The organism is Flavobacterium agricola (assembly GCF_025919725.1).
GTDB classification, from domain to species: Bacteria; Bacteroidota; Bacteroidia; order Flavobacteriales; family Flavobacteriaceae; genus Flavobacterium; species Flavobacterium agricola.
In genome coordinates this window covers 389,982-415,319 of the sequence record NZ_CP081495.1, presented here as the reverse complement: position 1 = coordinate 415,319, position 25,338 = coordinate 389,982, and the positions used below count along the sequence as shown (strand labels likewise).

The window sequence follows — 25,338 nt, the reverse complement described above, 5'->3', positions numbered from 1 at the left end:
AACTTTTAAAGCGAAATTTTTGCTAATGGGCACGAATATAGATCTTAATTATGCAAGTTATACCTATGTAAGTAAGGTTATCGATTTTTACTCGAACGAAATTGCAGCCGATAAAAAATTTTTTATTACCGAAAAAGATGCAAAAACAAGGTTTACTGAACTTGCTTTTTATTTAGAAAAATGGGGAAACATAGAACTTTCTGACTTTGTTTCTTTACTAAACTACATAAATAAAAATGCGTTGCCTAAATATTTGTTTCAGAACAACTTGTTTAGCAAAAACCTAAATCAAACCGATTTTATTGCCAGCGTACAATTAAACTTTTTTAATGCGGAGGCGGTTAAAAATAAATATGCCGATTTAGAAATTTATTACAACATTTTTCATTCGCTTTTCGGAAAGGTTTTAATTGCCTCAATTAGCGATTACGTGTGCTTGATTTATTTTTTAGAAGATGACAATCAGGCCGAAAATCTTTTGAAAACTTATTTTGAAAAAGCACAATTTGTACAAAAATCTAAAAATGTACATTTAGAAGCTTTAGAAAAAATTAATAACCATGAAAACGATGTTCCGCTTCAGGTTTTAGTGCATGCAAGCCCATTGCAAGAACAAGTTTGGAAACAATTGGTTTTATTACCTTATAAAAATATTTATACCTACGGTGAAATAGCTGAACAAATTCAAGAAAAAAATTAGCACGCGCCATTGGTACAGCTATTGGTAAAAATCCAATTGCTGTTTTAATACCGTGCCATCGTATTATACAAGCTTCGGGCAAAATTGGAGAATTTATGTGGGGAACCACGCGCAAAAAAGCTTTACTTATTCATGAAATTTTAAGCACTAAAAAATAATTTTTAGGTTACAAACTCGTTTATTATGTATTGAAGATTGATTATATAAACTATGAAACATTTAAACGACAAGCAATTAATACGCAAAATTGTAAAAGAATTATTAGACAAACGCCAATCAATTTTTGAATTGCTTACTCAGTTTACTATTGCAACCGAATTTAAAGAATTAGATAATACGTTTGAATTTAAAGAAGATCAGCAATTTACATTGGCTGATTTTGCAGATTCTGAAAACCAAAACGTAGTTTTATTGGTTGATATGTGCCATAAATTAGATCAAACCATTTATGAACTAATAAACTACAACAACCTTACAGAAACCGATTTACAATAAAAAAAGCCAGATAAATATCTGGCTTTTTATTATTTTATATGTTTTGGATTTAATTCATCACTTTCAATAATCCCATCACGTAAACGAATAATGCGATGCGCATGTTCGGCAATATCTTCTTCGTGCGTTACTAAAATTACTGTATTTCCGTTAGCATGAATTTCGTCAAAAAGACGCATAATTTCAACCGATGTTTTACTGTCTAAGTTTCCTGTAGGTTCGTCAGCTAAAATAATTGACGGATAATTAACCAATGCTCTGGCAACTGCAACACGCTGACGTTGCCCACCAGAAAGCTGATTGGGTTCGTGATCCATTCTGGTTTCTAATCCAACTTGAGTTAAAACCTCGGTTGCGCGTGCGGTACGTTCTGTTTTATTTTTACCTGCATAAATCATGGGTAACGCAACATTATCTAACGCTGTTGTTCTGGGTAATAAGTTAAAGGTCTGAAAAACAAAACCAATTTCTTTATTTCTAATATCTGCCAATTCATCATCTTTCATTTTAGACACATCTTTACCGTTTAAAATATATTTACCCGATGTTGGTGTATCTAAACAACCTAAAAGATTCATTAAAGTTGATTTACCCGAACCTGACGGCCCCATTAAAGCAACATATTCGCCTTTATGTATGGTTAAATCTACTCCTTTTAAAACGTAAACGGTTTCTGTACCTAAGGCAAAGTTGCGTTTAATATCTTTAATTTCAATGATTGGTTGTGACATACAAAATATTATTTACATTATTAGTAGTACAAATTACAAATTTGTTACACCAATTTGTAAATACTTTGAATGTGCTGCATTTTGGCTTCTAAATCAATATTTAAATCAATAATTTGCCCAGTATGCAAATCAAAAATCCAACCGTGAACTTTTAAATTGCGCTCCACAATTGCTTTTTGTACTTCGGCTGTTTTCATTACGTTAATGCATTGTTCTTGTACGTTAAGCTCAACCAAACGGTCGTAACGTTTTTTTTCGTCAGCAATGGCAGTTAATTCTTTATTGTGCAAACGGTACACGTCGCGAATGTTACGTAACCATGGATTTAAAATACCTAAATCGGATTGTTGCATGGCAGATTTTATACCACCACATTCGTAATGTCCACAAACAACAATGTGTTTTACACCTAAAAAGTTTACTGCGTAATTAATTACCGATTGCGAATTTAAATCGGTATTCGGAATCATATTAGCAATGTTGCGGTGTACAAAAACTTGTCCGGGTTTTGCTCCCATTAATTCTTCAGCGGTTACGCGTGAATCAGAACAACCAATGTATAAAACTTCTGGTGATTGCCCTTCGGCTAATTCTCCAAAATAGTTTTTATTGTTTTCTAATTGCTTGTTAATCCACTTTTTGTTGTGTTCGAATATTTTGTCAAAGTCCATATTTTGAGGTTTATTTGAGTGGTAAAGTTAAGGGATTTTTAAAAAAACGAAACTTTTTTTTGCAATAATTATAAAATGAAAACGCCTAGCTTATAAAAACTAGGCGCATTTCCCCTCAAATGTTCCTTTTTATTTCCCCCTTGAAATAACAGAAGGATAACTGCTATTTACTTTAATATTTTTGTAAGGTTATAATGCTGGCGCATGTTTCCCTTTTAAATTGCCATTTGGATGCTTAAAGCATGAAGATGAAGTAAGTTGCAAGATTGAACCGGTTGAAATACCGCAGTACTTGCAATAGTACATGTTTTTTTCAGTGCCTTCGTAAAGTTTATGTTTCCCTCCGTTTGGGTTTTTAAAACAACTTGCAGAAGTTAAAGAAATTATACTTGACGCTTGAACACCGCAATATTCACAATAATAATTTGGCATAGTTACTAGTAATTTTCACAGCAAAAGTAAAACAAGTCATTCTTAAAAATTTAACATTTTAGTGAACGCCTTGATTTTTTGAGTGAATGCTTATTCTATTTTTTTAAACTTTTTGTATTTACTGATTTCTGAATTTAAGTTAGCTAATACAAAAGTAATTACAGCAACATCGTCTAACCAACCAACAAAAGGAATAAAATCAGGCACTGCATCAATTGGTGAAACAACGTACAAAATTGCACCTGCAAGCGTAGCTAAAGTTAAACCCGAAATGCTATAAACACCGCTTATGCCATCTTTAAACATAGCGATAAGCAATCTAAAATCTTTTACAATTTTACCTAAGTTTTTAGCTTTTGCTTCGGCATCATGAATGTCTTGATCGTTTACTTTTTTTTGTTTGAATTGATCAAACATTTCTAAAGCTTTTTGGTTTTCGTTATTTTTCATTTTTATAAGTTTTTAGGTTTAAGGCAAATCTATATATTACAAAAGACAATTTGTGTCTTTTTAAAAATTTAAATGCACCATATGAATTGTTTGTACGGCACGCGTTATGCCCATGTACCATTCAAACTTACTTGTTGCATTGGGTGAAGAAACAACCAAAACAACATTTTTCTTTTCTAAACCTTTAAATTTAATTGGAGTAGAATATTTTAAATACTTGGTTTCAAAATTAAGTTCAGTCAATTCTTCAATTTCTAATTCTTTTAAAACCCTTACAATTTGTGGGTAGTTTTTTAATATTGATGATTGAAACAACAAAACAATATCGCTTTCAGACAAGGATGAATCTGCTTTTAAAACATTCATTTTATACAAATTCACTAATTTTTTAAATTCTTTAGCACCATTTACTGGTTTATATAGTACAGCATTTTTATTGTTATAATAAGTTGGTGTTAAAACATCTAAAGGTTGATAACTTACATCTAAAGCAAAGTTTTGCAACTCTTCGTTTACAATACTGCGCTTATTTCCGTTTAATTGATAATGGGTGTAATATTGTTTTAACAGAAACTCAAATTCATCAACTTCTCTTTTTTCGGCATCAAAACCTTGTTTTAAATCATACAAAAGCAACGATCGACCTTGGGTTAAACCTTTACCCGTTACGCACATTTTATCAATAAAATAATCTAGATTTCGATCAAACAAATCTTGCGCTTCATCAACAATAATATAATCGTACGTTTTACCTTGTTGGGCTAAATAATTCGTTATAGCGTTTTGCATAGCTTGCCCAAATTGTTCGTAAGAAAATGTATTGGCTTGAACAACTGTTAAATTAGGTAAATGTTGAAGCAGAAAATCGTAATAACTTATCACATCAACATCTAACCCACGGGTTTTAAATTTTAATGCATTGCTGGTTTTTAATAATTTATTCCAACACACGTACAAGCCCGAAAATTGTTTGTTTTTTTCGGCATAAGCCAAAGCTAAAGTTGTTTTTCCGGTTCCGGGATCGCCTTGTACCATGATACGGGGATTTTCTTGCAAGGCATCAATAATTTTAAAACTTTCGGTATGCGCCCAAAAATCAACATTAAAAGATTCAAAAACATTGGCATCAGATAAATTCACATTAAACCTTTTGGCTACCGATGCCATTACTGCATCCGACAAGTTTTCTGGAAAATACCGATTGGTTTGTTGTAAATTTTGGGCTGATTGTTTGAGGTTGTAAACAATAAATTGTTCAATATCTGCAAACGTATAATCTTTGGTATATTTACTATAAATTGCCTTTTCGTTGTATTTTGGATGATTTAAAGCAACAGCTAGCGATGGAAATGCAACCGCATACGTTACCAAAATGTTTTTAAATTGCTGTAAATACTGATTTAAAAGCACATATTTGCTTTTTTGAGCTTGAATAAACGGATTCTGAATTTCAGATAGTTCTTGGTTTGCTGTTTGGCAATAAAATTTGTCGTTGGCAATAACAATTTTGCCTCCTTTAACTTCTAAAACTAAAAGCCCGTATTTACTTAAAATAATAAAATCAATTTCGGTTTCAACCTTTCCTAATTCTTCGTGATTTTCTTTAATTACCGAATGATAATTATGCCACACGTACCAAGAATCTTTACTGCTGCTTAACGCTTGTTTTAATTCTCGGTAAATCATCCATTCTCCTTTTAAATGGGTTTGTTCTGGGGTATAAATTTGATTTTCAACAAACGCAATCGCTTGTTCTTCTGGATAAAAAGTTACTGCCATTGGTATAATAAAAAAAGCCGTTACAATATTGTAACGGCATAAAATTATTTATAAACCAGAAGTTGTACTTTTATATTTGGTGAACCACATAAAAAACTGAGTAAGCACAGCTTTTAATTATTGTTCGTAAAAAACTTCAACTTTTGTACCGGTAGAATCTGAACTAATATGCAGCCCTTGTTTGGTTATTTTATTATGAATTTGCAAACGGTTGGCAACAATGCTGATTCCAAGCGATTGTTTTTCGGATTTTACATCTTGTTTTTCTACCTGAAAACCAACGCCGTTATCTACCAATTCAAATTTTAACCCTTGGGGATAACGCGAAATAATTAAAGTGATTTTTGGATGTGAAATAGATTCTGGAAAAGCATATTTCATACAATTTTCTACAAAAGGTTGCATCAAAATTGGCAATACCTCAACCTGATCTATATTAATATCAGCTGCAATTTTGGTTGTAAATTCAACAGGTTCATCACGGCCTAAATTTACCAAATCAACGTAATTTTTTAAATATGAAATATCCTGATTTAAAGTAATTTTGTTAGCATTAGTAAAAACTAAGGTTTTTCGAATAAAATCGGAAAATAAATCAATTACCTCATCGGCAGCAGGGCCATCGGCTGTTCTTTTTAAATATTTAATCGCGCTTAAAATATTAAATAAAAAATGAGCATCTAATTGTGAAATTAAAACCTGATGTTTTAATTCTAAAAACTGAATTTCTTTTTTCTTTTTCTTTTTAAACGAGCTAAAGCTGATGTACGAAATTGCACCGGCAACCAACAAACAAATTACGGTAAACCACAACGTATTATAAAAAGCTTCTTTAATTTTAAACTGAATAATTGGCTCAGTAATTTCGGTGCTCGAATCGTTATCAATAATTTTTAAAGCCAATTTATATTCGCCCGGAGCCAAGTAAGGTAAATAAATTTTACGGTCATGCAGCACTTCTATCCATTCGCCATCTTCATGCAATTGGTAATAATAACTTAGCTTGTTAGGAAAACGAACCTTATCTAAAAAAAACTCAATAAATATATTATTTTCATCGTGAGTTAATGCAAATGGCTGAATGTTATCGGCATCTGTTATCTGCGCAATTTTATCGGTATCGTTAATAGTAAATTTAGCTAACATAACATTAGCAGTAAAGTTTCGGTTGTTTTTAAAATAGCTGTTATCTATATAAAAATATCCGGTAGAACTTAAAATATACATTTGGTTTTGATGCGAAATTGCCGTGTTTTTTTCGCTATTGGTAAAACCTTGTTCGTGGTCAATAAAAAAATATTTTTTTTCGTTGCCATCAATATAAAAAACATTAATTCCTAAGTTGGTACCTACGTATAAAACGCCGTCTAATTCTTCAACAAATTGGGTAGATGCACCTTTTATTTTTTTAAAATCTTTTGTTTTTATTAGCGTTGGTTTAGGATCATCTAAATTAAAAACGTAAATATCATTAAAGTCAGAAACAACAATAAGTTGCCCTTTTGAATTAATGGTAATGCGTTTGATTTTGTTAACAGAAAACCATTTTTCGGTTCGCCACGAAGTAAATTTTCCGTTTTTAAACTGATAAATTCCTTCTAAAGCCGAAGCAAAATATACAGCCGAATCGGTTACGGCCATATCAACCACGTTTAATGGTGTAAACGGATGTGATTTTCCGTTTTCGAAATCCGAAAAATATTGATGATCTAAAGTTTGTAAATTGGAAATTAATACCGTACCATTATGCGGAATTGGTGCAACCAACTGATTATTTTGAATATAAAAATGGTACACATGCAAAGGCAAATAGGCAACAAAATTCCCATTTAAATCCATTTTAAAAATACCAATATTGGTTGGAACCCAAAAAAAAGAATCTTTAAAGTAAATATCTTTATAAAATTTTAATGTAAAATTTTCTACTTCAGGATAAAAAGGTAGTAACTTAAAAAGTTTTTGCTTGTTTGCTGTATTTAATGGATTGGCTTTTTGGTACGAAAAAAATTGGCTATTAGGAATTGTTTTTATTTCTTGATTATTTTTTAAAATAGATAAGCCATTTTCATGAAATATAAACTTTTTATCAGCGGCAAAAAGCATGGCTTCTATTTCTTTAAAATTACGATTGTACTGAATGCTATTATTTAATTCAGAAATAAATAAACCATCTTCATTACTGCCAATATATAGCCTATCAAAAACAGAATCGTACGCAAACGATTTGTATTCTAACGATTTTAAATTAAAATTTGTATTAAAATTGGTTAACGTTTCGTTTTTAAGTTGATACAAACCGCCCGTAAAATCGACCATGCTTGATCGCAACAATAAAAAAGCACCGTTTAGCGGAATCATTTCGCGTACATCGGGTAAATTATAACTTTTTAAGGGCTTAAATGTTTGTGGATTTAACTTATAAAATCCGAGCGAAGAGCTAAAGTAAAGTTCGTGATTTATAGTTTTAAAAAAATTGATGCGATGCCCAGCAAAAGCATCAACCAAAACCAATTTATTATGTTCTATTTTAAAAAGCCCGTCGTTTAAGGTTGAAACGTAAATTTGCTGATTCAGCTCAAACACTGATGTAATAGCAAAGCTGCGATCATCTTTTTGATCTTTACTTTGCGGTGTAAAATTTTGAATCGTAAAATCGGTTATCGAAATAACTGACAATCCATCTTTTGTACCTACATAAACGCGGTTATTTAATACAATTAAATTGCGAACAAAATCTGAAACTAATCCGGTATCGGTATTAAAAATACGCGATTCGCTTTCGCTAAGTAAAAGTACGCCTAAACCATAACTTCCGGCCCAAATATTGCCTTGGGCGTCTTCAGTAATATCAAAAATATTATTAAACTTTTTTTCTTGTGCGGCCGGATGTAATTCAAACTTATCCATTATTTTACGAGCCAGCCCTCCCCTAGAACCTATCCAAACACGCCCTTCAGAGTCAACAAAAGTTTTATTAACATTGTTAGAAAACAGGCCGTTATTTACGTGAATGTTACGCGTATATAAATCTTGAGCTAAAGTTAAAAAGCTACAAAGTAAAAAGAAAAAGGAAAGGAAATGGCGCATTAAAATAATTCGGAAACTTTTTTACGGTGTGATTCAGAAACAGGAATTTCAATCGGTGCAACATCATCAACTTCAACAAGAATTTTATTGTTGGCTGCATCAAAACTTTTAATGTAGTTTTTATTTACTAAATACGATCGGTGCGCACGAACAAACAAATCGGGCGATAATGTTTTTTCAAATTCTTTTAAGGTTTTAGTAAACAGCTGCTTTTCTCCTTTAAAAAACATGTTGCAATAATTATTATCGGCTTGGCAATAAATAATTTCGTTTTCTGAAACTAAAACTTGTTTGTTAGCAATTTTTAGGGTTATTTTTTTGTATTCGGGTAAAGCACGTTCGGCAAAAAAACGATCAAAAATTGTTTTTACGCTTTGTAAACTCATCGGTTTTAACAAATACCCAAAACAACCTAAATTGTTAATAGAATCGGCCATATGTTCTGAATAAGCCGTTGTAAAAACCAATTTAAAATCTTTAATATTTAGTTCTTCTATTTGTTCAAAACTGTTCGCATCTTGCAATCTAATATCTAAAAAAACAAGCTCGGGTTGATTGGTTTGTATTAATTGTTTAGCCAAGCTAAAGGTTGAGCTGGTAATAATATCAACCTGCATATCACCCAAAATCTCTCTGATATATGAGATTAAAAGTTCACGTACCAATTTTTCATCTTCAACAACAAGAATAACTAATTTTTTCATCTTTATTTTTAGCGTAACGTTATCATTTTCGGGAATGAGTTTTGTCCCAATTTAAGTTGTTAAAATTAATATAATTTTAGCAATAAACATAATACCATATATTATTATAAAGCAAACAAATAGCAAAATAATAAACAATAATCATGATTCTAAAAAGCCAATTTTGCAATATTACAGCGCGGTTTATATCGTTTTTAAAAGAAAGAATCGTAACTTAATCAGTGCAAAAAAATCAACTTTGAAATCATGAAAAACATAGAGCAAAAACTACTACATAAAAATACCAATCCAACCAGCATGCGCTTGCTTATTTACGATTATTTGGCCAAGCAACAGCATGCCGTTTCTTTAACAGAAATAGAAAATTATTTTGAAAAGGCAGATCGAGTAACTATTTACAGAACTTTAAAAACTTTTGAAGAAAAAGGGCTTGTACACAGCGTACCAGAAAACAATACTACCAAATATATTTTATGTGATGATGATTGTGATGAACAAACGCATCAGGATTGGCACTTGCATTTTTATTGTAAAATTTGTAAAACCACAACTTGCAAGGAAGATTTTATTTTACCTCAGAACAATTTAACCGATTATCGAATTGATGAAATAAAATTTTTTGCCAAAGGCATTTGCGAAAAATGTTTGCAATAGCATTGCATGCATGTGCTCGCTAACTTTGTTGTATTACAAAAACATAAATTATGACTCAAAAGCAACATACAGAAAAAAAATTTCACGAAACAAATTCGTGTTGTTCATCAGAAAAATCGAGTAATACTGCAGCACAAAGCAACACAAAACAATACCTAAAAGCTGCGCTGCCGGTAGTAATTTCGCTATTTATATTAGCTGCTGGTTTGTATCTAGAACAAATAAGTCATCCAAATTGGTTTGTTGGAAACTTGCGTTTTATATGGTATTTAGCGGCTTACCTTCCGGTTGGTTTACCGGTTTTGTTTGATGCTTACAAAAGTTTTAGAAATGGAGATTTTTTTTCAGAATTCTTTTTAATGGCCTTAGCAACTTTAGGAGCATTTGCTATTAAAGAATATCCCGAAGGCGTTGCTGTTATGCTATTTTATGCCATTGGCGAAGCTTTTCAGGATATGGCTGTAAACCGTGCAAAATCGAGTATAAAATCACTTTTAGATCAACGTCCGGAACAAGTTACGGTACTTAGAAACGGCATCGCTCAAATAGTTCAAGCTAAAAATGTTGTTATTGGAGAAATTATTGAATTAAAACCAGGCGAAAAATTGGGTTTAGACGGAATTTTAATTTCTGAAAAAGGAAGTTTTAATACTGCAGCTTTAACGGGCGAAAGCAAACCCGAAACCAAACAAAAAAACGAAACGGTTTTAGCAGGAATGATTAACAATAATGCCGTAACCTTGGTTCAAGTTACTACTAGGTACGAAGATAGTAAATTGAGCAGGATATTAGATTTGGTACAAAACGCAACCCAACAAAAAGCACCAACAGAATTATTTATCAGAAAGTTTGCTAAAATTTACACACCAATTGTAGTTGTTTTAGCAGTTTTAATTTGCTTGGTTCCGTATTTTACGGTTAGCAATTATGTATTTACCGATTGGTTATACCGGGCTTTAGTTTTTTTAGTTATTTCTTGCCCTTGTGCATTAGTAATAAGCATTCCTTTAGGATATTTTGGAGGAATTGGAGCAGCAAGCAAACACGGCATTTTATTTAAAGGTAGTAATTTTTTAGATGCTTTAGCCAAAATTGAACAGGTTGTAATGGATAAAACCGGAACCTTAACCGAAGGTGTTTTTAAAGTACAAGAAATTATTTTTATTGACAAACACAACCAAACCGAATTATTACATTGGGTTAATAAACTAGAAAGTTACAGCACGCATCCCGTTGCAACAGCCATTCATGAATATGTTGGTTCTTTAAAAAACGATATTGAAATAAAAAATGTTCAGGAAATTCCAGGCTTAGGTTTAAGTGCTAACGTTTATGGCAAAAATTTGTTAGTTGGCAACTTTAAATTGTTAGATCAATTTTCTATTCCGTACGCAATAAATATAAACAAAATTGGTAGCACCGTTATAGCAATTGCATATAATCAGGAATTTGTAGGTTATATAACCATTGCAGATCAGATAAAAAAAGATGCTGCACAAACCATTCAGAATTTAAATACATTAGGGGTTAAAACAACCATGCTTAGCGGTGATAAAACAACCGTTGTACAACAAGTTGCAAAACAATTGCAAATTAAAAATGCATTTGGTGATTTATTGCCCGAAGATAAAGTAAACTTTGTAAAAGCATTAAAAACACAAAACCAAACAGTTGCCTTTGTGGGCGATGGAGTAAACGATGCTCCAGTTGTTGCCTTAAGCGATGTTGGTATTGCTATGGGCGGATTAGGCAGTGATGCAACAATTGAAACTGCAGATGTAGTAATTCAAGATGACAAACCAAGTAAAATTCCCATTGCTATTCGCATCGGAAAGCAAACAAAAAAAATTGTTTGGCAAAACATAACCTTAGCGTTTGTTGTAAAAGGCCTTGTTTTAATTTTAGGAGCAGGCGGATTGGCCACCATGTGGGAAGCTGTTTTTGCTGATGTTGGCGTAGCGTTATTGGCAATATTAAATGCGGTTCGAATTCAGAAAATGCAATTTTAAAATGTTAAAATTATACTTTAGCACAACAACAAGTAAAAAAAATCGTTAAGTTAGTATCATAAAAATAAAAATCGTTTTTTTAAATTTTACCCTTATTCCCCCCTTAAAAAACTACCTTACCATAATAAGGTAGTTTTTTTATACAAAAAAGTTATCCGAATTGGATAACTTTCTATTCTTTATATTTTCTCTAAAATTGCATTGTCATAATCTACGCCTTCTGACTGACGAATTTTGTTACCATCTAAACGCACAAATGAATACGTTTTTGTTTGATCTCCTACTGTGTATGAAAACTTATATTCTGAATCGTTTTTATGATATTCTGTAAAAGAAAATCCAGGTTCATTTCCGTACGTGCTTTTAAAACAAACAACATTTGTTGAATAAACTTCGCAAACATCATTAAATAAAAAATTTAATCCATTTTGTGTTAATTGCGAACCATTTCCTTCGTTAACCAAATACCTCCAATCGCCTAAAATCCAATCTGGCGGTGTTAAGTTTGCAACTTGTGTACCTGAATTATCATCAGAAGAACAAGCGAATAAAAGTAAAGCTGTACTAAAAATCAATAACAGTTTTTTCATGCGTATTTAAAATTATTTGTGTGTAACGAATATAATTATTTTTGCGGTGTAATTGTGGTTTTTTATAAAAAACTAAACAAAAGTCAAATTTTTCGGGGTAAGTTGTTGTTCGCTTTGGTACGTATAAGCTACCAAATGGCCTTTTTTTGCTACGCTATAATCTAAACAACAAATGTTTTCGCGAATTAAACTTGGTGTACCTTGCAACCAATAATGTCCAAAAAAAACTGGTTTATGTTTTTCGTTGTAATAAACTTCATCTTCGTAAGCAACGGCAACTTCGGGCAAATTTGTCATCGGAATTACGCTAAATTCTTTATAAGTTAATCCTTTCGGATTTAACCACCATTTGGTTCTTATTACTTGGCGTGCATTGCCATCTTTATCCTGAAACGCATAACCTTCGGGTAACTTAATTTCAGAGCCTTTTAAAATTTTTTCTATGGCTAAGTAATACGGAGATTCGAATTGTGCAGAAGCTATTAGTTGTTCTTCACTTAAAGATGCATGTACTACATGCTGTTTTAAAAAAGCAATGCTATCAAAATCCCAAGAAGCATGAACGGCGCAAAACGCTTCATTTTCATAAAACAAAGGTAACGTTTTAAACCAAGCAATATATTCATCATACAGCGCTTGATTATTTTTGAATTGATTCAAGGTTTGGTAATGCTGGCTAATATTTTTTATATCATGCGCTCGTAAATAGCCACCATCCGGATGCAAGGTATTAAAACAAATGGCATTGTATTCGTGGTTTCCCATTAAGGCAATTGCATGGCCGGCATCCACCATATTTTTTACAATAGCCAATGTTTCGGGTATTTTAGGTCCGCGGTCAATATAATCACCTACAAAAATTACTTTTTGGTTGGATGCGAAAAAACCTCATCAACCGCTGTATAACCTAATTTTGTAAGTAAAGCTTTTAGCTCATCAGCATGGCCATGAATATCGCCAATTAAATCAATTTGCATACGTTCGTTTTTTTAATTTCAATAAAAATACAGCGTTATTTGAATAACAGCGCCATTTCGTATTTTATTTTTTTACTTTTACAGTAAACATCAACCGGTATTTTATATGAATTCTTCTAAAAATGTTTTTTGTCTTGAACTTTTAGAACAAGCCGATGCATACCAAAATAGCTTGGTTTTACCTTGGCTAGAACAAATGGCGTTGCATTACAACATTACAAATGTTTATCAGGCTTTTGAAGATATCGAAGATTTTGAAACATGTTTGCATATTTTATTACGAGAAGATAAAAATTACAAGGCATACAACCTGCTATATTTTGTGGTTCCTGGCGCTAACAATCAAATAGAAATTAACAATTACTTTTACAGCTTTGAAGAAGTTGCCGAACTTTTTGAAGGCAAGCTGCAAGACAAAATTGTACATTTTGCCAATACGTTTGCTTTAGATATTGATGAAGAAGATGCACAATATTTTTTAGATATTACTGGAGCACTCGGGCTTTCGGGCTACGGATTTAAAGCCCCGGTATTAAGCACCGCGTTAGATGGGTTTTATTTTAATTTGTGCCAAACGTACCACGATCCGGTAGCATTGGTTGAAAACTTGTTTGAACAAAAATATACATTATGCAAAGCGCTCGATTTTAGGTTTTATTACTAATTCTTTTCTTGTTCAAAAAAAAGCACAAAAGCCATTAAAACCTGAGTTAATTCTTCCGTATTTAAATGTCCAAAGCCAAAACGCAAAGCTGTTATTTTTTGATTTTGATATTGCACAAAGCGAGGTAAAACAATTTTTTTCTGCTTAAAAAAAGAAGTTAATTGCTGCAAAACCACTGGTTGTTTAAATGTAAACCATAAAGCCAAACCACCGTTAGGCACGTTTACAGCAATCCATTCTGATAAATGATCGTTTATAAATTGTACTACAAAATCACGTCGGGCTTGGTATTCTTTAATCGATTTTTTTAAATATCGGTGCATATCCCCTTCTTCAATCAATTCAGCTAAAACATTTTCTAAAACCACATCACCCTGCGGATCTATAATATGTAAATATTTCCGAGCTTCTTGAATTACATTTTTTGGCGCAACAATAAATCCGGTTCTAAAATTCGGAAACAAAGCTTTACCAAAAGTTCCGGTATAAACCACCATGCCCTGAACATCGGCACTGGCTAATGGTAACATAGCCGATTTATCATACTGAAAATCATAATCGTAATCATCTTCAATAATTACAAACCCGTAGGTTTCTGCCAACGACAATAAGGCCAACCTACGATCTGCACTTAATGTAACTGTTGTTGGATAATGGTGTTGCGGGGTAATATAAACCGCTCTAATTTTTTGTTTTTTTAGTAGTTGCTTTAATGCATCAACAGATAAACCTTGTTCATCAACCGGAATGGTTTGTAACTTGGCTCCTATTTGCTGAAATATCATATTAGCCTTGTAATAACTTAATTGGGCAACCACCACAACATCGTTTGGTTGTAAAATAGTTTGAGCCAATATAAACAAGCTCATTTCTGTACTTCGGGTTATTAGTACATTATCAGGTAAAATATGTAAACCGCGCGTGCCATTTAAAAAATTGGTTAACTGATTTTTAAAATATTTATTTTCATGATGCAAATCGCCTAATTTATTTGGGGTTGATTTTCGTTTTAACGTAGCGCTATATCCTTGAGTTAGGTTTTTAAAATACGACAAACGCAAATCGGGCGTGCCATCGGTACAAATTAAATCATTGGGTTGCTGCTGAATGGGTTCTAACGCAAGTAAATCAGAGGTTTTAAATGTAAACCCAGCCTTTTCAGGATAAGCAGATAACGAACTAAAAGATGTTATTTTATTTTTTAACAACTCGGTTGCTTGTGGTAAAATAACAAAGGTTCCGACATTAGGTTTAACCAAAATCCAACCTTGCGATTCTAATTCTTGCAAAGCAGCAATAATGGTTTTACGATGCAAGCCTAAGTTTTCGGCTAAAATCCTGGAACCGGGCAACTTAACACCAGGTTCTAACCAACTACGCTGAATGGCATTAATAAATTGTTGCGCAAGTTGTAAATAAATAGGCGTAGCACTACCAACTTGATAAGTAATAACTTGTTTAAAATTTAATTTTACCGGACTACTCATAATATTAAAACTGGACTACAAATATACACCGGAAAGTTACGAGGTTTGCATCAGAAAATATAATTATTATGAAATTTAAAAAAGCAGGAATTATTTTATTAGCTACCTACAATATCGGCGCACAAGCTCAAAATAATCAGGCAACCAATTTAGACGAAATTGTTATCTCTGAAAATAGATTAGAATTACCATTTAGCCAAACGGCACGAAACATTCAGGTTATTACTGCCAAACAAATTAGCGAACTTCCGGTGCGTAGCGTAAACGAAGTTTTAGGTTTAATTGGCGGAGTTGATTTAAGACAGCGCGGCCCATTTGGTACGCAAGCTGATGTGAGCATTGATGGCGGAAGTTTTGAACAAACCTTAATTTTATTAAACGGTGTTAAAGTTTCTGATGCACAAACGGCACACCATTCCTTAAACTTACCTGTAGCATTAGATGCGATTGAACGTATTGAAGTGCTTAAAGGGCCAGCAGCACGTATTTACGGAATTAATACCTTAACCGGAGCTATTAATATTGTTACTAAAAAGGCAAAAGAAAACAACTTATATGCCAATATATATTCGGGAAGTTCTTTTAAATCGAAAGATGAGAACGATGGAAATGGTATTTACTGGGGCGGTGGCTTGCAACTTACCGGAACTTTAGCTCGCGAAAAAAGCAATCATTTATTTGCTTTAAATACCGATCAGTATAACGGCCATCGCTACAATACGGCAGCCGAAATTTATCGCGGTTTTTATCAAGGTAATTTTGACGTTTCTGACAAAAGCGAATTAAACGTTATGTTAGGTCAAATTTTTAACAAATTTGGTGCAAATGGTTTTTACGCAGCACCGGGTGATAAAGAATCGGAAGAAGTTGTAAATACATCGTTTGCTAGCGTGGGTATGACCTACAAAATAAACGATCGATTATTTATTAAACCTCGAATTTCAAACCGTTACAACGAAGACGATTACCGCTATTTTAGACATAATCTAGCAAGTGCACGTTCTTTACATTATACCAATGTTGTAAATGCGGAAGTTAACGCAAGCTATTTAACCAATTTCGGAACCTTTGGTTTAGGATGGGAAAGCCGTTGGGAACAAATAAACAGTTCTAACATTGGTTCTCACAAACGCAACAACCACGGTTTTTATGTAGAATATAAAACCATTATTGCTGAAAAATTATTTGTAAATGCAGGTGGATATGCCAATTACAATTCAGATTATGGCTGGGAATTTTTTCCTGGGGTTGATGCAGCTTATCAGTTTCTTCCAAACTTTAAATTGGGGCTTAACGTAGGTTCAAGTCAACGCGTACCGTCGTTTACTGATTTGTATTTAAATCAACGTCCAGGAAACATTGGAAATCCCAATTTAAATAGCGAAAAAGCATGGCAGTACGAGGCTAACATTCGTTACAACAAAAAACAATGGCACGCCCAAGCAGGTTATTTTTACCGAAATATTTCTGATTTTATTGATTGGATTAGAACCGACAGCAGCGAACCGTACCAACCGTTTAACGCGGCGAAAAACAAAATTCACGGCGTAAATTTTCAGGTTCGAAATGTTTTTACTCTTAATAACGCATCTAAAATTCAAGCCAGCGTAAGTTACAATTATTTAAAGCCTGAAGAAATGGTGATGAATAATGGACTTACCTCTAAATATGTGGTTGAAAGTTTAAAACATCAAGCCATTGCAACGGTAAATTATTCATATAAAAATTGGTATGTGCAAGGTACGTACAAATACCAAAAACGTGAATTAAGAAACGGATACGATATTACAAACTTCCGTTTAGGTTACAATTTAGATAAACTAGGAATCTATGGTGATTTTACTAATGTATTTGATAAACAATATCGCGAAATTGCTGCAACTCCAATGCCAGGGCGTTGGTTTGTTTTAGGCGCTAAATATAGATTGAAATAAAAAAAGGAAGCTTTTAGCTTCCTTTTTTTATTTATTGTGCTTGCAAAGCTTGCAATGCAAAAGTACCTAACCAATGGCTGCCCATATAATCATCATCAGAAATATTTGGAAAAGCAGCATTAAAATGCTTGGCTCCTAATGGTTTTAAATGTTGCAATTCGGGCAACTTATTTGCAATTTCAAACAAACACGTGGCACGGCTAAAGTTCAATCCATCTAAATGTACCAAATGGCCATCGGTACGATCGGCAACTTGTGCAACTTGTAAATCAAATTCCGAATTAAATAAGCTAGACATAAACTGCTTTAACCAAGTTCGGTACGCATCCGTATCTAAAATTTTGCTCATAAGCCAAGCTTCTTGTAAGCAAGGTGATAAAAAATCATGTCCGCTTGGTTCGTAAGCAATTGGGCAATTAACATCATTACCGTATTGTTTTAAAGCAAAATCCTTAATGGTTTGCAATAAGATTTCGTTATTTGTAGTTGTGGCATATTCATGCAACAAAGCCAAGCTAAAAGCCGAATTATCATGAGTACCTGTACGAATCGGATAAACCAATTTCTGTAAATAATCGGTATATCGGGTAACAATAATTTCTTCTAGAGGTTGTAAAGTTTTATGCCATTGTTGCGCTTGCGGATTATCCCAGGTTTGTAATGCTTGTTGCAATTTTAAAAACCAAGCCCAGCCATAAGTACGCTCAAACGATTTATTATGCGGTTGATTAAAAAAATCAATTTCAACTTGCACATTTTCAGGCGTTATTTGCTGGTTTAAAACAGCAGCTATTTTACTATCTGCATCCATTTCCGGAAATTGTTTTAAAAGCGTAATTATGCTCCAATAACCATGAACGGATGAATGCCAATCAAAACATCCGTAAAAAACCGGACGCAATGCTTTGGGCGATTTTAATTCGCTTGCTTCATTTAAAACCTGACCTAACTTATTTGGGTATTCAACCAAAAGGCAATGCATCGGCAAAGCCATAATTTTTTGAGCTTGTTCCTCCCCTAATGCAAGGGGTTGGTATTTTGCTAAATTATTGTTAATTTGCATGTCATTCTTGGTGTTACACGACAATAAAAGCAAACAAAATATAAAAGTAAAAGCTTTAAAATTCATTGTTTTTAAATAAGAATTGATGTACAAGATAAAAATTTTAAACGGAAGTATTTAAATAGTAGCCATTTCTGTTTAAATTTTTTAATTACAACTCCTAATATTAACCTTAACCTATATTATTTATGCAAACTTTGCATACCGTAATTATTATTATTTCGGCAATCACATTATTTATTTTTGGCTTACAAAGCTTTAGTAAAGAAATTGAAAGCTTTGGTATTGAAAACTTACAACGATGGATTAAAAAAATGACAAACTTACCGTTAGGTGGTTTTATTTTAGGCGGAGCCGTAACAGCAGTTATTCAATCCAGCACTTTGGTTTCTTCATTAACCGTTTCGTTAGTAGATTCAGGCATTATTTCATTTCGAGATAGCTTAATGATTTTATTAGGAACCAACATTGGTACAACTTCAACCGGATGGATTGTTTCGTATCAATCCGATATGTTTGGTCCAGCCTTAATTGTTTTAGGTACCTTAATAAGTATGGCACCGAGCCGAATCGCAGTGGCAGGAAAATCTATTTTTTACTTCGGTTTTATCTTTTTTGCTTTAAACCTAATAAGCATTTCTATGGAACCAATTAAAAATGATCCGATGTTGTTGCAAATTATGGAAAAAGCAACCAATCCGATATTAGGAATCATTTACGGAATCATTATTACGATTATCATTCAATCGAGTTCGGTTGTTGTTGGTTTAGTAATTGTTTTGGTTTCACAAGGCGTAGTTCCGTTAAATGCTGCTATTGCAATTGTTGTTGGTGCTAACATTGGTACAACCTCAACAGCATTATTGGTTTCTTTAAAATTATCGCCCATGTCCAAATTAGTTGCAGCTTCGGCAACAGGATTTAACATTATTGGCGTATTAATTATGTTACCATTTTTTGGCGTTTTAGAACAATTTGCAAGATATTTAACAGACAGCCATGCGTTGCAAGTTGCTGCTGCATTTACGGCGTCAAACACCTTTACCTCAGTTTTCTTTTTAATATTCTTTAAACCAACCTTAAAGTTGTTACAAAAAACAGACTGGTATAAAGATGGGATGCAAAGCATTGAACAAAACAAGATAAGCAGCCAAAATCCGGAAGCGATATAAAACTAAAAAGCACTTACTTAAGTAAGTGCTTTTTTTAATATGTTATTCGAAATATTTGAATATAACTTGCCGTATTATACTTTACATAAGCATTAAAATAAATGGTGTTAGAATGGTTGCAAAAATGCGGAATCCCAGTTAACTGAATATCGGCAGTAGATTCAAAAAGCACGTTGCTTTGCCCGGTTTCTAAATCTAACAACACCAAACTTTGATGCTGTAAATAAACAGCATTTTTAGCATCAACATGCACATTAAAAGGCGAATGAATGCCAGAATCATGAAAAGATAATTGCTTTATTTTTTGACTTGCAATTGCAACTTGAAACAATTGTGTACATCCTAAATCATCTTCCATTAAAAAATAAACAAGGGTACCAGATGAATTGCTACGCAACCAATGTCTAAAATTAGATATTCCGTTGGGCGTATGCGTAATTCGGTATTGCTTGGTTCCTAAAGGAACACCACAACGCGTGGTTGCAGTTCCTTGTAAAGGATGCGCTCCGGCTTGCGATAAGTTATCTGGTAAATCAACAATAAAAATTTCGGATTGTAATTTACCTTTTGCATCACGAACATGCCCCTGAAAAGCAAGTTTACGCAAACTACCCAACCAACATTCGTCAAAAGCTTTTTCGATTTCGTCAGTATTTGGTTGCGCCTGATTAACAACTTCAGAAACTAAAACAGCAAACATTTCTCCCGAATTATTTTCTCCTTCTTCATCTTTAAAAACAGAAACCGATTGAGGAAACATAACACCAACCGAACGCAAATCGCGATCAGCATTTCTATGCGTTGCATGTTCTAAAACAAAATCATTGTACGTAAACGATATTAAATTTCCATTTGGATGCCAAGCGTGCGCATGCGTGCCGCCACGTAAAGCACCAGCTGTAAAAGGTTCGTAAATATTACGTGCATCCATGTAAATAGGGTGCCCAGGATTATTTAAAAAAATACTAACCCCGGTACGGCGCGTCATGCTATACGGATTACTAGGTGAAGCATTTTTTATACCGTGTATAAACAAGGTTTGCAATTGTTGAGGAGAAAAGGTTGCTGCACCAACCCCAGGACCGTAAACACCAGCCGGATTACAACGGTAAATTACTTGGGTTGCTAAACTTTCTAGCTGTAAAACTTCTATGGTTTGGGTGCTGGCAATCTGCGTATCATCATTACGAGAATCGTAAACCAAATATTGTCCGTTGTGCGATTGAATTTGGGTATGATGCAACGTGTGCCCATATAAGCCAAAAGTAAGTTGTTGTGCTTGCATGTTGTGAAATAAAAAAATCAAATGTACAGCATTTTAAAAACAAAAATCGGAGCTAATGCTCCGATTTTATTAAATATCTAATTTACCCATAATTTGCTTCAGTTCAATTTCTGCTAATTTGGTATCTAATAAGGCAGCATTGTAACGGGAAACAGCGTTGATGTAGTTTTCTTGTGAATCTCTAAATTCTACCGAGCTTACCGTTCCGATTTTAAACTTATCGTTGGTAATATCTAAACTATTTTTAGCCAAGCCAACGTTATTTTCTTCAACTTTAACCAAAGATTGAAAGGTTTGAAAATTATTAAACGCAGTTAACAACAAAGTAGAAAGCTGTTCGTTTTGGTTTTTAACTCGTAAATCCATGCTTTCAATATTTATTTTAGCAATGCGTTCGTTACGATGTTGGGTTAATCCGTCAAACAAATTCATAGAAACAGCCAAGCCGTAATTAAATCCGTGCGAATTGGCGTGGGTGGTAAACCCAAGGCTCGATTCAGATTCATTAAAATTATATCCGGCATTTACTCGAACAGTTGGATAACGTTTTGCTTTAACTTGTTGCAAATTTAATTCGGCTAAACGACGGCTAATTTCAATCTTCATGATTTCTGGATTTTGCTGCATTGCCGTTTCGTACAAATCGGTGTAGGTTAACAGCTCGTCGTAGCTCATTTCTTTTTCAACTTCAAAATTAGTAGCTAATTCACGAGCTAACAATCTATTTAATTGAATTTTTAATGATTGAATGGTATTTACCTGACGTATTAAATTTGATTCATCTTCGTTTAAATTAACTTGAGCGTTTAAAACTTCAAGCTTAGAAGCTTTACCAATTTTAAAACGCGCTTCGGCAATGTTATAACGTTCTAGCGATATTTCTTTAACCGATTCTAACGCTTTATGTACATTGGTTTGCTCAACAATATTGTAATAATTTACCATAACCAACGAAATGGTTTCAAGCACCGCTTGCTTAAATTGTGCTTCCTGAAAGTTGTCGGTTTCTTTTAAAATATCATAGCGTTTAAACATGTCCAATCCGTCAAAAACGGTCCAACCTAAACTTACTCCGTAACTTAAATTGTTATTTTTAGCATTTTTAAGTGATCGAACTACGCCGCTAGATTGCGTTTGTTCAGAATTCATTACGCTGTTATTTTGCGTTAAATTGGCTGTTAGATTGGGTAAAAAACCTGCAGCACCAATGCTCACGCTTTCGGCAGTAATATTTTTGTCGTTTTGAGATAATTGAATGTCGTAGTTTTGGCTTAAAGCAATTGCTACGGCATCTTTTATGGTTAACAATTCTTGCGCGTAACTTGTAAAGCTACCCAAAGCAAGCGTTGTTATAAATATATATAGCTTTTTCATTAGGTACTAATATTTGTCTAATTCTGGATTGTGCTTGCGCTTGCGTGAAAACATTAAATAAATAGTAGGAATTACGAATAAGGTAAGAACCAATGAAAACAAGGTTCCACCAACAATTACAACACCCATTCCCATACGGCTAATAGATGCAGCACCGATTGATAAAGCAATTGGTAAAGCTCCTAAAGCAATGGTTAGCGAGGTCATTAAAATTGGGCGTAAACGTGATTCTGACGCTTGTAAAACGGCATCGTATTTAGATAGACCTTGATCGCGTAAATGATTCGCAAATTCAACAATTAAAATTCCGTTTTTAGTTACCAAACCAATTAACATAATGGTTCCGATTTGGCTAAAAATGTTCCAGGTTTGTCCAAACAACCACAGCGAAAATAAAGCTCCAGCTACAGCCATTGGCACCGTAATTAAAATAATAATTGGATCAATAAAACTTTCAAACTGCGCGGCTAAGATTAAGAATATTAAAACAATAGCTAAACCAAATGCAAATAAGGTATTTGAACTACTTTCCATAAAATCACGCGCTTCACCACCTAAATCAGTTGTAAAAGAATCGTCTAAAACTTGTTCTTTAATGCGATCCATTTCTTTAATTCCATCTTCTAAACTTTGACCTTGTGCTAAAGATGCTGAAACGGTTGCCGACATATAACGGTTGTTGTGATACAACTGCGGTGGGCTACTTTTTTCTTCAATCGTAACCAAGTTATCCATCTGAATTAGTTGCCCTTTGTTATTTTTTACATACATAGCAGCTAAATCCATAGGTGCCGAACGGTCGGTACGGTTAAACTGCCCAATTACTTGGTATTGTTTTCCGTTCATCATATAATAAGCAAAACGCTGCCCAGATAATGACATTTGTAAGGTACGTGCAATATCTAAAATAGAAACACCTAAATTTTCGGCCTTATCACGAGCAATGGTAATGTACGCTTCGGGCTTGTTAAATTTTAAATTGATATCGAAGTTTGAAAAAACAGGACTTTGTGAAACCGCATCCATAAATTCCGGAACTTTTTCTTCTAGTTTTTCAAAATTAGTTGCCTGAATAATGTATTGAATTGGCATCCCACCACGGCGCCCAACCGAAATGGTTGGTTGTTGGGAAATAGAAACTTTAGCATCGGTAAAATTACGAGTCCAAACGCTTAAATCGTTAGCAATTTGGCCTTGTGTTTTTTCACGATCTTGCGGCTGTACCAATCCTAAACGAATTACCCCGCTGTTTGCTGATCCAGATCCGTAACTTGGTGATGTAATTACTAAGCTTACATTTTTTTCTGGAACAGAATCGTTAATCATATCCGTTAATTCATTCATGAATTTTTGCATATAATCATACGAAACACCTTCTGGACCGGTTGCACGAACAGAAATATTACTACGATCGTCGTAAGGTGCAGTTTCTTTTGGTAAAATGGTAAAAAATAAAGCAATCATACCTAAACAAACCACAATAACTGCTGCGCTTAACCATTTGCGATTTAAAAAGAACTGCAAGCTGCCTGCGTACGATTTGTTCATACGCACAAAATATTTTTCGGTACGTTGGTAAAACTTGGTTTGTTTTTGCTGGCCACCTTTTACCAAATATGCATTTAACATTGGTGTTAACGTAAGCGATACAAAGGCCGAAATTAAAACGGCGGCTCCAATTACCACACCAAATTCCCGGAACAATCGGCCCACAAATCCTTCTAAAAAGATTACGGGTAAAAATACGGCTGCTAAGGTTACTGAAATGGAAATTACGGCATAGAAAATTTCGTTAGATCCTTTTATTGCAGCTTCAATTGGCGACATGCCTTCTTCAACCTTTTTATAAATATTTTCGGTTACTACAATTCCATCATCTACCACCAAACCGGTTGCCAAAACGATAGCCAATAAGGTAAGTACGTTGATTGAAAAACCACACAAATACATAATAAAAAAAGTAGCAATTAACGATACCGGAATATCTACCAACGGGCGGAAAGCAACCGACCAGTTTCTGAAAAACGCGTAAATAATTAACACAACCAATGCAACCGAAATAAATAAGGTTTCGACCACCTCGGTAATGGCGCGTTTTACGAACAACGTATTATCCATGGAAATTTCCATTTTAAACCCGTCAGGTAAATCATCTTGCAAACGATCAAATTCTTTATAGAATTGGTTAGCAATATCTAAATAATTGGTTCCGGGTTGCGGAATAATAGCTAAGGAAACCATTGGTACGCCGGATTCGGTCATACTGGTTTCAAAGTTTTCAGCTTCTAAACGTGCAGTACCAACATCTTTTAATCGAATAACTTTTTGATCAGTAGATTTGATAATGATATCGTTAAACTGATCTTCAGTAGCTAAGTTTCCTAAGGTTTTAATTGCCATTTCGGTTTTGGCACCTGTTAATTTACCAGAAGGTAACTCAACATTTTGGGCTTGTAACGCGGCCTGAACATCTAAAATAGTTAAGCCGTAAGCGGCTAACTTTGGTGCATCAATCCATAAACGCATAGCAAAACGTTTCTGCCCCCAAATGCTTACTGAACTTACGCCCGATATAGATTGTAGGCGTTGTGCAATAACGTTATCAGCATAATCGGATAATTCTAAAATATTTTTACCATCACTTTGTAAAGTCATGATAATAATAGGTTCTGAATCGGCATCGGCTTTAGAAACTACCGGTGGCGTATCTAAATCTTGAGGTAAACTACGTAGCGCTTGCGAAACTTTGTCACGTACATCGTTAGCAGCTTCTTCTAAATTTTTATCTAAATGGAATTCAATATTAATATTACTAACCCCTTGGTTTGACGTGGAAGAGAGGTTTTTAATCCCGTCAATCGAGTTAATAACTTTTTCTAAAGGCTCTGTAATTTGCGACTCAATAATATCGGCATTAGCCCCTGCATAATTTGTACGAACGCTAATTTGAGCCGGGTCAATAGACGGATATTCTCGAACACCTAAAAAGGTAAATCCTAAAATTCCGAATAAAATTAAGGCCAGGTTAACGACAATAGTAAATACCGGTCGTTTTATACTTAAGGTAGACAGACTCATGT

The 25,338-nt window shown here is 33.7% G+C and carries 22 protein-coding genes; 8 read left to right on the top strand and 14 right to left on the bottom strand.

The window, feature by feature from the left end:
• Positions 1–25: 25 nt before the first annotated feature.
• The 3 genes from K5I29_RS02020 to K5I29_RS02015 are packed head-to-tail and all read left to right on the top strand — an operon-like array spanning position 26 to position 1,195.
• A complete protein-coding gene (locus K5I29_RS02020; protein ID WP_264434196.1) occupies positions 26–700 on the top strand; it encodes a hypothetical protein in 675 nt (224 codons plus the stop codon).
• 8 nt (positions 701–708) lie between these two features.
• Positions 709–858 carry a methylated-DNA--[protein]-cysteine S-methyltransferase gene (locus tag K5I29_RS13505; protein WP_394358596.1) on the top strand — a complete coding sequence of 50 codons (150 nt, stop codon included), beginning with the start codon at positions 709–711 and terminating at the stop codon, positions 856–858.
• Between the two features lie 52 nt (positions 859–910).
• The gene (locus tag K5I29_RS02015) at positions 911–1,195 is read left to right on the top strand and encodes a hypothetical protein (protein ID WP_264434195.1); all 285 of its coding nucleotides are present in this window, start codon (positions 911–913) and stop codon (positions 1,193–1,195) included.
• Between the two features lie 29 nt (positions 1,196–1,224).
• Here the strand turns inward: K5I29_RS02015 and K5I29_RS02010 are convergent, their stop codons facing one another.
• The 7 genes from K5I29_RS02010 to K5I29_RS01980 form a co-directional block, all read right to left on the bottom strand.
• The gene (locus tag K5I29_RS02010) at positions 1,225–1,926 is read right to left on the bottom strand and encodes an ABC transporter ATP-binding protein (protein ID WP_264434194.1); all 702 of its coding nucleotides are present in this window, start codon (positions 1,924–1,926) and stop codon (positions 1,225–1,227) included.
• Between the two features lie 44 nt (positions 1,927–1,970).
• The gene (locus tag K5I29_RS02005; protein WP_264434193.1) at positions 1,971–2,597 is read right to left on the bottom strand and encodes a carbonic anhydrase; all 627 of its coding nucleotides are present in this window, start codon (positions 2,595–2,597) and stop codon (positions 1,971–1,973) included.
• Between the two features lie 189 nt (positions 2,598–2,786).
• Positions 2,787–3,029, bottom strand: a complete 243-nt coding sequence (locus K5I29_RS02000) for a hypothetical protein (RefSeq protein ID WP_264434192.1) — start codon at positions 3,027–3,029, stop codon at positions 2,787–2,789.
• A gap of 90 nt (positions 3,030–3,119) precedes the next feature.
• On the bottom strand, positions 3,120–3,479 hold the full coding sequence (locus tag K5I29_RS13500; protein WP_394358576.1) for a YkvA family protein: 360 nt from the start codon (positions 3,477–3,479) through the stop codon (positions 3,120–3,122).
• A 60-nt stretch (positions 3,480–3,539) separates the two neighbouring features.
• Positions 3,540–5,258: a nuclease-related domain-containing DEAD/DEAH box helicase gene (locus K5I29_RS01990; RefSeq protein ID WP_264434191.1), complete on the bottom strand. Its 1,719-nt coding sequence runs from the start codon at positions 5,256–5,258 to the stop codon at positions 3,540–3,542.
• Positions 5,259–5,375: 117 nt separating this feature from the next.
• Positions 5,376–8,345 (bottom strand): sensor histidine kinase, encoded by a 2,970-nt coding sequence (locus tag K5I29_RS01985; protein ID WP_264434190.1) that lies wholly within the window; start codon positions 8,343–8,345, stop codon positions 5,376–5,378.
• The gene (locus tag K5I29_RS01980; RefSeq protein WP_264434189.1) at positions 8,345–9,049 is read right to left on the bottom strand and encodes a LytR/AlgR family response regulator transcription factor; all 705 of its coding nucleotides are present in this window, start codon (positions 9,047–9,049) and stop codon (positions 8,345–8,347) included. Before K5I29_RS01980 ends, K5I29_RS01985 begins: the two co-directional genes overlap by 1 nt.
• Positions 9,050–9,295: 246 nt before the next feature.
• On the opposite strand from K5I29_RS01980, the gene K5I29_RS01975 reads away from it, so the two are divergent.
• Entirely contained in the window at positions 9,296–9,703 is a 408-nt protein-coding gene (locus K5I29_RS01975; RefSeq protein ID WP_394358575.1) for a Fur family transcriptional regulator, read from the top strand.
• Positions 9,704–9,753: 50 nt separating this feature from the next.
• A complete protein-coding gene (locus K5I29_RS01970; RefSeq protein ID WP_264434188.1) occupies positions 9,754–11,712 on the top strand; it encodes a heavy metal translocating P-type ATPase in 1,959 nt (652 codons plus the stop codon).
• A 179-nt stretch (positions 11,713–11,891) separates the two neighbouring features.
• On the opposite strand, the gene K5I29_RS01965 is transcribed toward K5I29_RS01970, so the two are convergent.
• Positions 11,892–12,302 carry a putative periplasmic lipoprotein gene (locus tag K5I29_RS01965; protein ID WP_264434187.1) on the bottom strand — a complete coding sequence of 137 codons (411 nt, stop codon included), beginning with the start codon at positions 12,300–12,302 and terminating at the stop codon, positions 11,892–11,894.
• A 72-nt stretch (positions 12,303–12,374) separates the two neighbouring features.
• Complete coding sequence (locus tag K5I29_RS01960) at positions 12,375–13,115, bottom strand: metallophosphoesterase family protein (protein WP_264434186.1); 741 nt, start codon at positions 13,113–13,115, stop codon at positions 12,375–12,377.
• A gap of 270 nt (positions 13,116–13,385) precedes the next feature.
• On the opposite strand from K5I29_RS01960, the gene K5I29_RS01955 reads away from it, so the two are divergent.
• Positions 13,386–13,943, top strand: coding sequence for a DUF6642 family protein (locus K5I29_RS01955; RefSeq protein ID WP_264434185.1), 558 nt, complete (start codon positions 13,386–13,388; stop codon positions 13,941–13,943).
• Here K5I29_RS01955 and K5I29_RS01950 read toward each other — a convergent pair.
• Positions 13,940–15,430 (bottom strand): aminotransferase-like domain-containing protein, encoded by a 1,491-nt coding sequence (locus tag K5I29_RS01950; RefSeq protein ID WP_264434184.1) that lies wholly within the window; start codon positions 15,428–15,430, stop codon positions 13,940–13,942. The two genes, K5I29_RS01955 and K5I29_RS01950, sit on opposite strands and share 4 nt — an antisense overlap.
• A gap of 68 nt (positions 15,431–15,498) precedes the next feature.
• Between K5I29_RS01950 and K5I29_RS01945 the strand changes: the two genes are divergently transcribed.
• The gene (locus K5I29_RS01945; RefSeq protein WP_264434183.1) at positions 15,499–17,364 is read left to right on the top strand and encodes a TonB-dependent receptor plug domain-containing protein; all 1,866 of its coding nucleotides are present in this window, start codon (positions 15,499–15,501) and stop codon (positions 17,362–17,364) included.
• Between the two features lie 31 nt (positions 17,365–17,395).
• Here the strand turns inward: K5I29_RS01945 and K5I29_RS01940 are convergent, their stop codons facing one another.
• Complete coding sequence (locus K5I29_RS01940; RefSeq protein WP_264434182.1) at positions 17,396–18,493, bottom strand: DUF2891 domain-containing protein; 1,098 nt, start codon at positions 18,491–18,493, stop codon at positions 17,396–17,398.
• Positions 18,494–18,615: 122 nt separating this feature from the next.
• Here K5I29_RS01940 and K5I29_RS01935 point away from each other — a divergent pair, with 122 nt between their 5' ends.
• A complete protein-coding gene (locus K5I29_RS01935) occupies positions 18,616–19,599 on the top strand; it encodes a Na/Pi cotransporter family protein (RefSeq protein ID WP_264434181.1) in 984 nt (327 codons plus the stop codon).
• Positions 19,600–19,633: 34 nt separating this feature from the next.
• Here K5I29_RS01935 and K5I29_RS01930 read toward each other — a convergent pair whose 3' ends face one another.
• Genes K5I29_RS01930 through K5I29_RS01920 form a run of 3 tightly spaced genes read right to left on the bottom strand, consistent with a single transcriptional unit; the run spans position 19,634 to position 25,336 of the window.
• Positions 19,634–20,905: a DUF3748 domain-containing protein gene (locus tag K5I29_RS01930; RefSeq protein WP_264434180.1), complete on the bottom strand. Its 1,272-nt coding sequence runs from the start codon at positions 20,903–20,905 to the stop codon at positions 19,634–19,636.
• Positions 20,906–20,953: 48 nt separating this feature from the next.
• Positions 20,954–22,258: a TolC family protein gene (locus K5I29_RS01925; RefSeq protein WP_264434179.1), complete on the bottom strand. Its 1,305-nt coding sequence runs from the start codon at positions 22,256–22,258 to the stop codon at positions 20,954–20,956.
• 6 nt (positions 22,259–22,264) lie between these two features.
• Entirely contained in the window at positions 22,265–25,336 is a 3,072-nt protein-coding gene (locus K5I29_RS01920) for an efflux RND transporter permease subunit (protein WP_264434178.1), read from the bottom strand.
• Positions 25,337–25,338 lie beyond the last annotated feature (2 nt).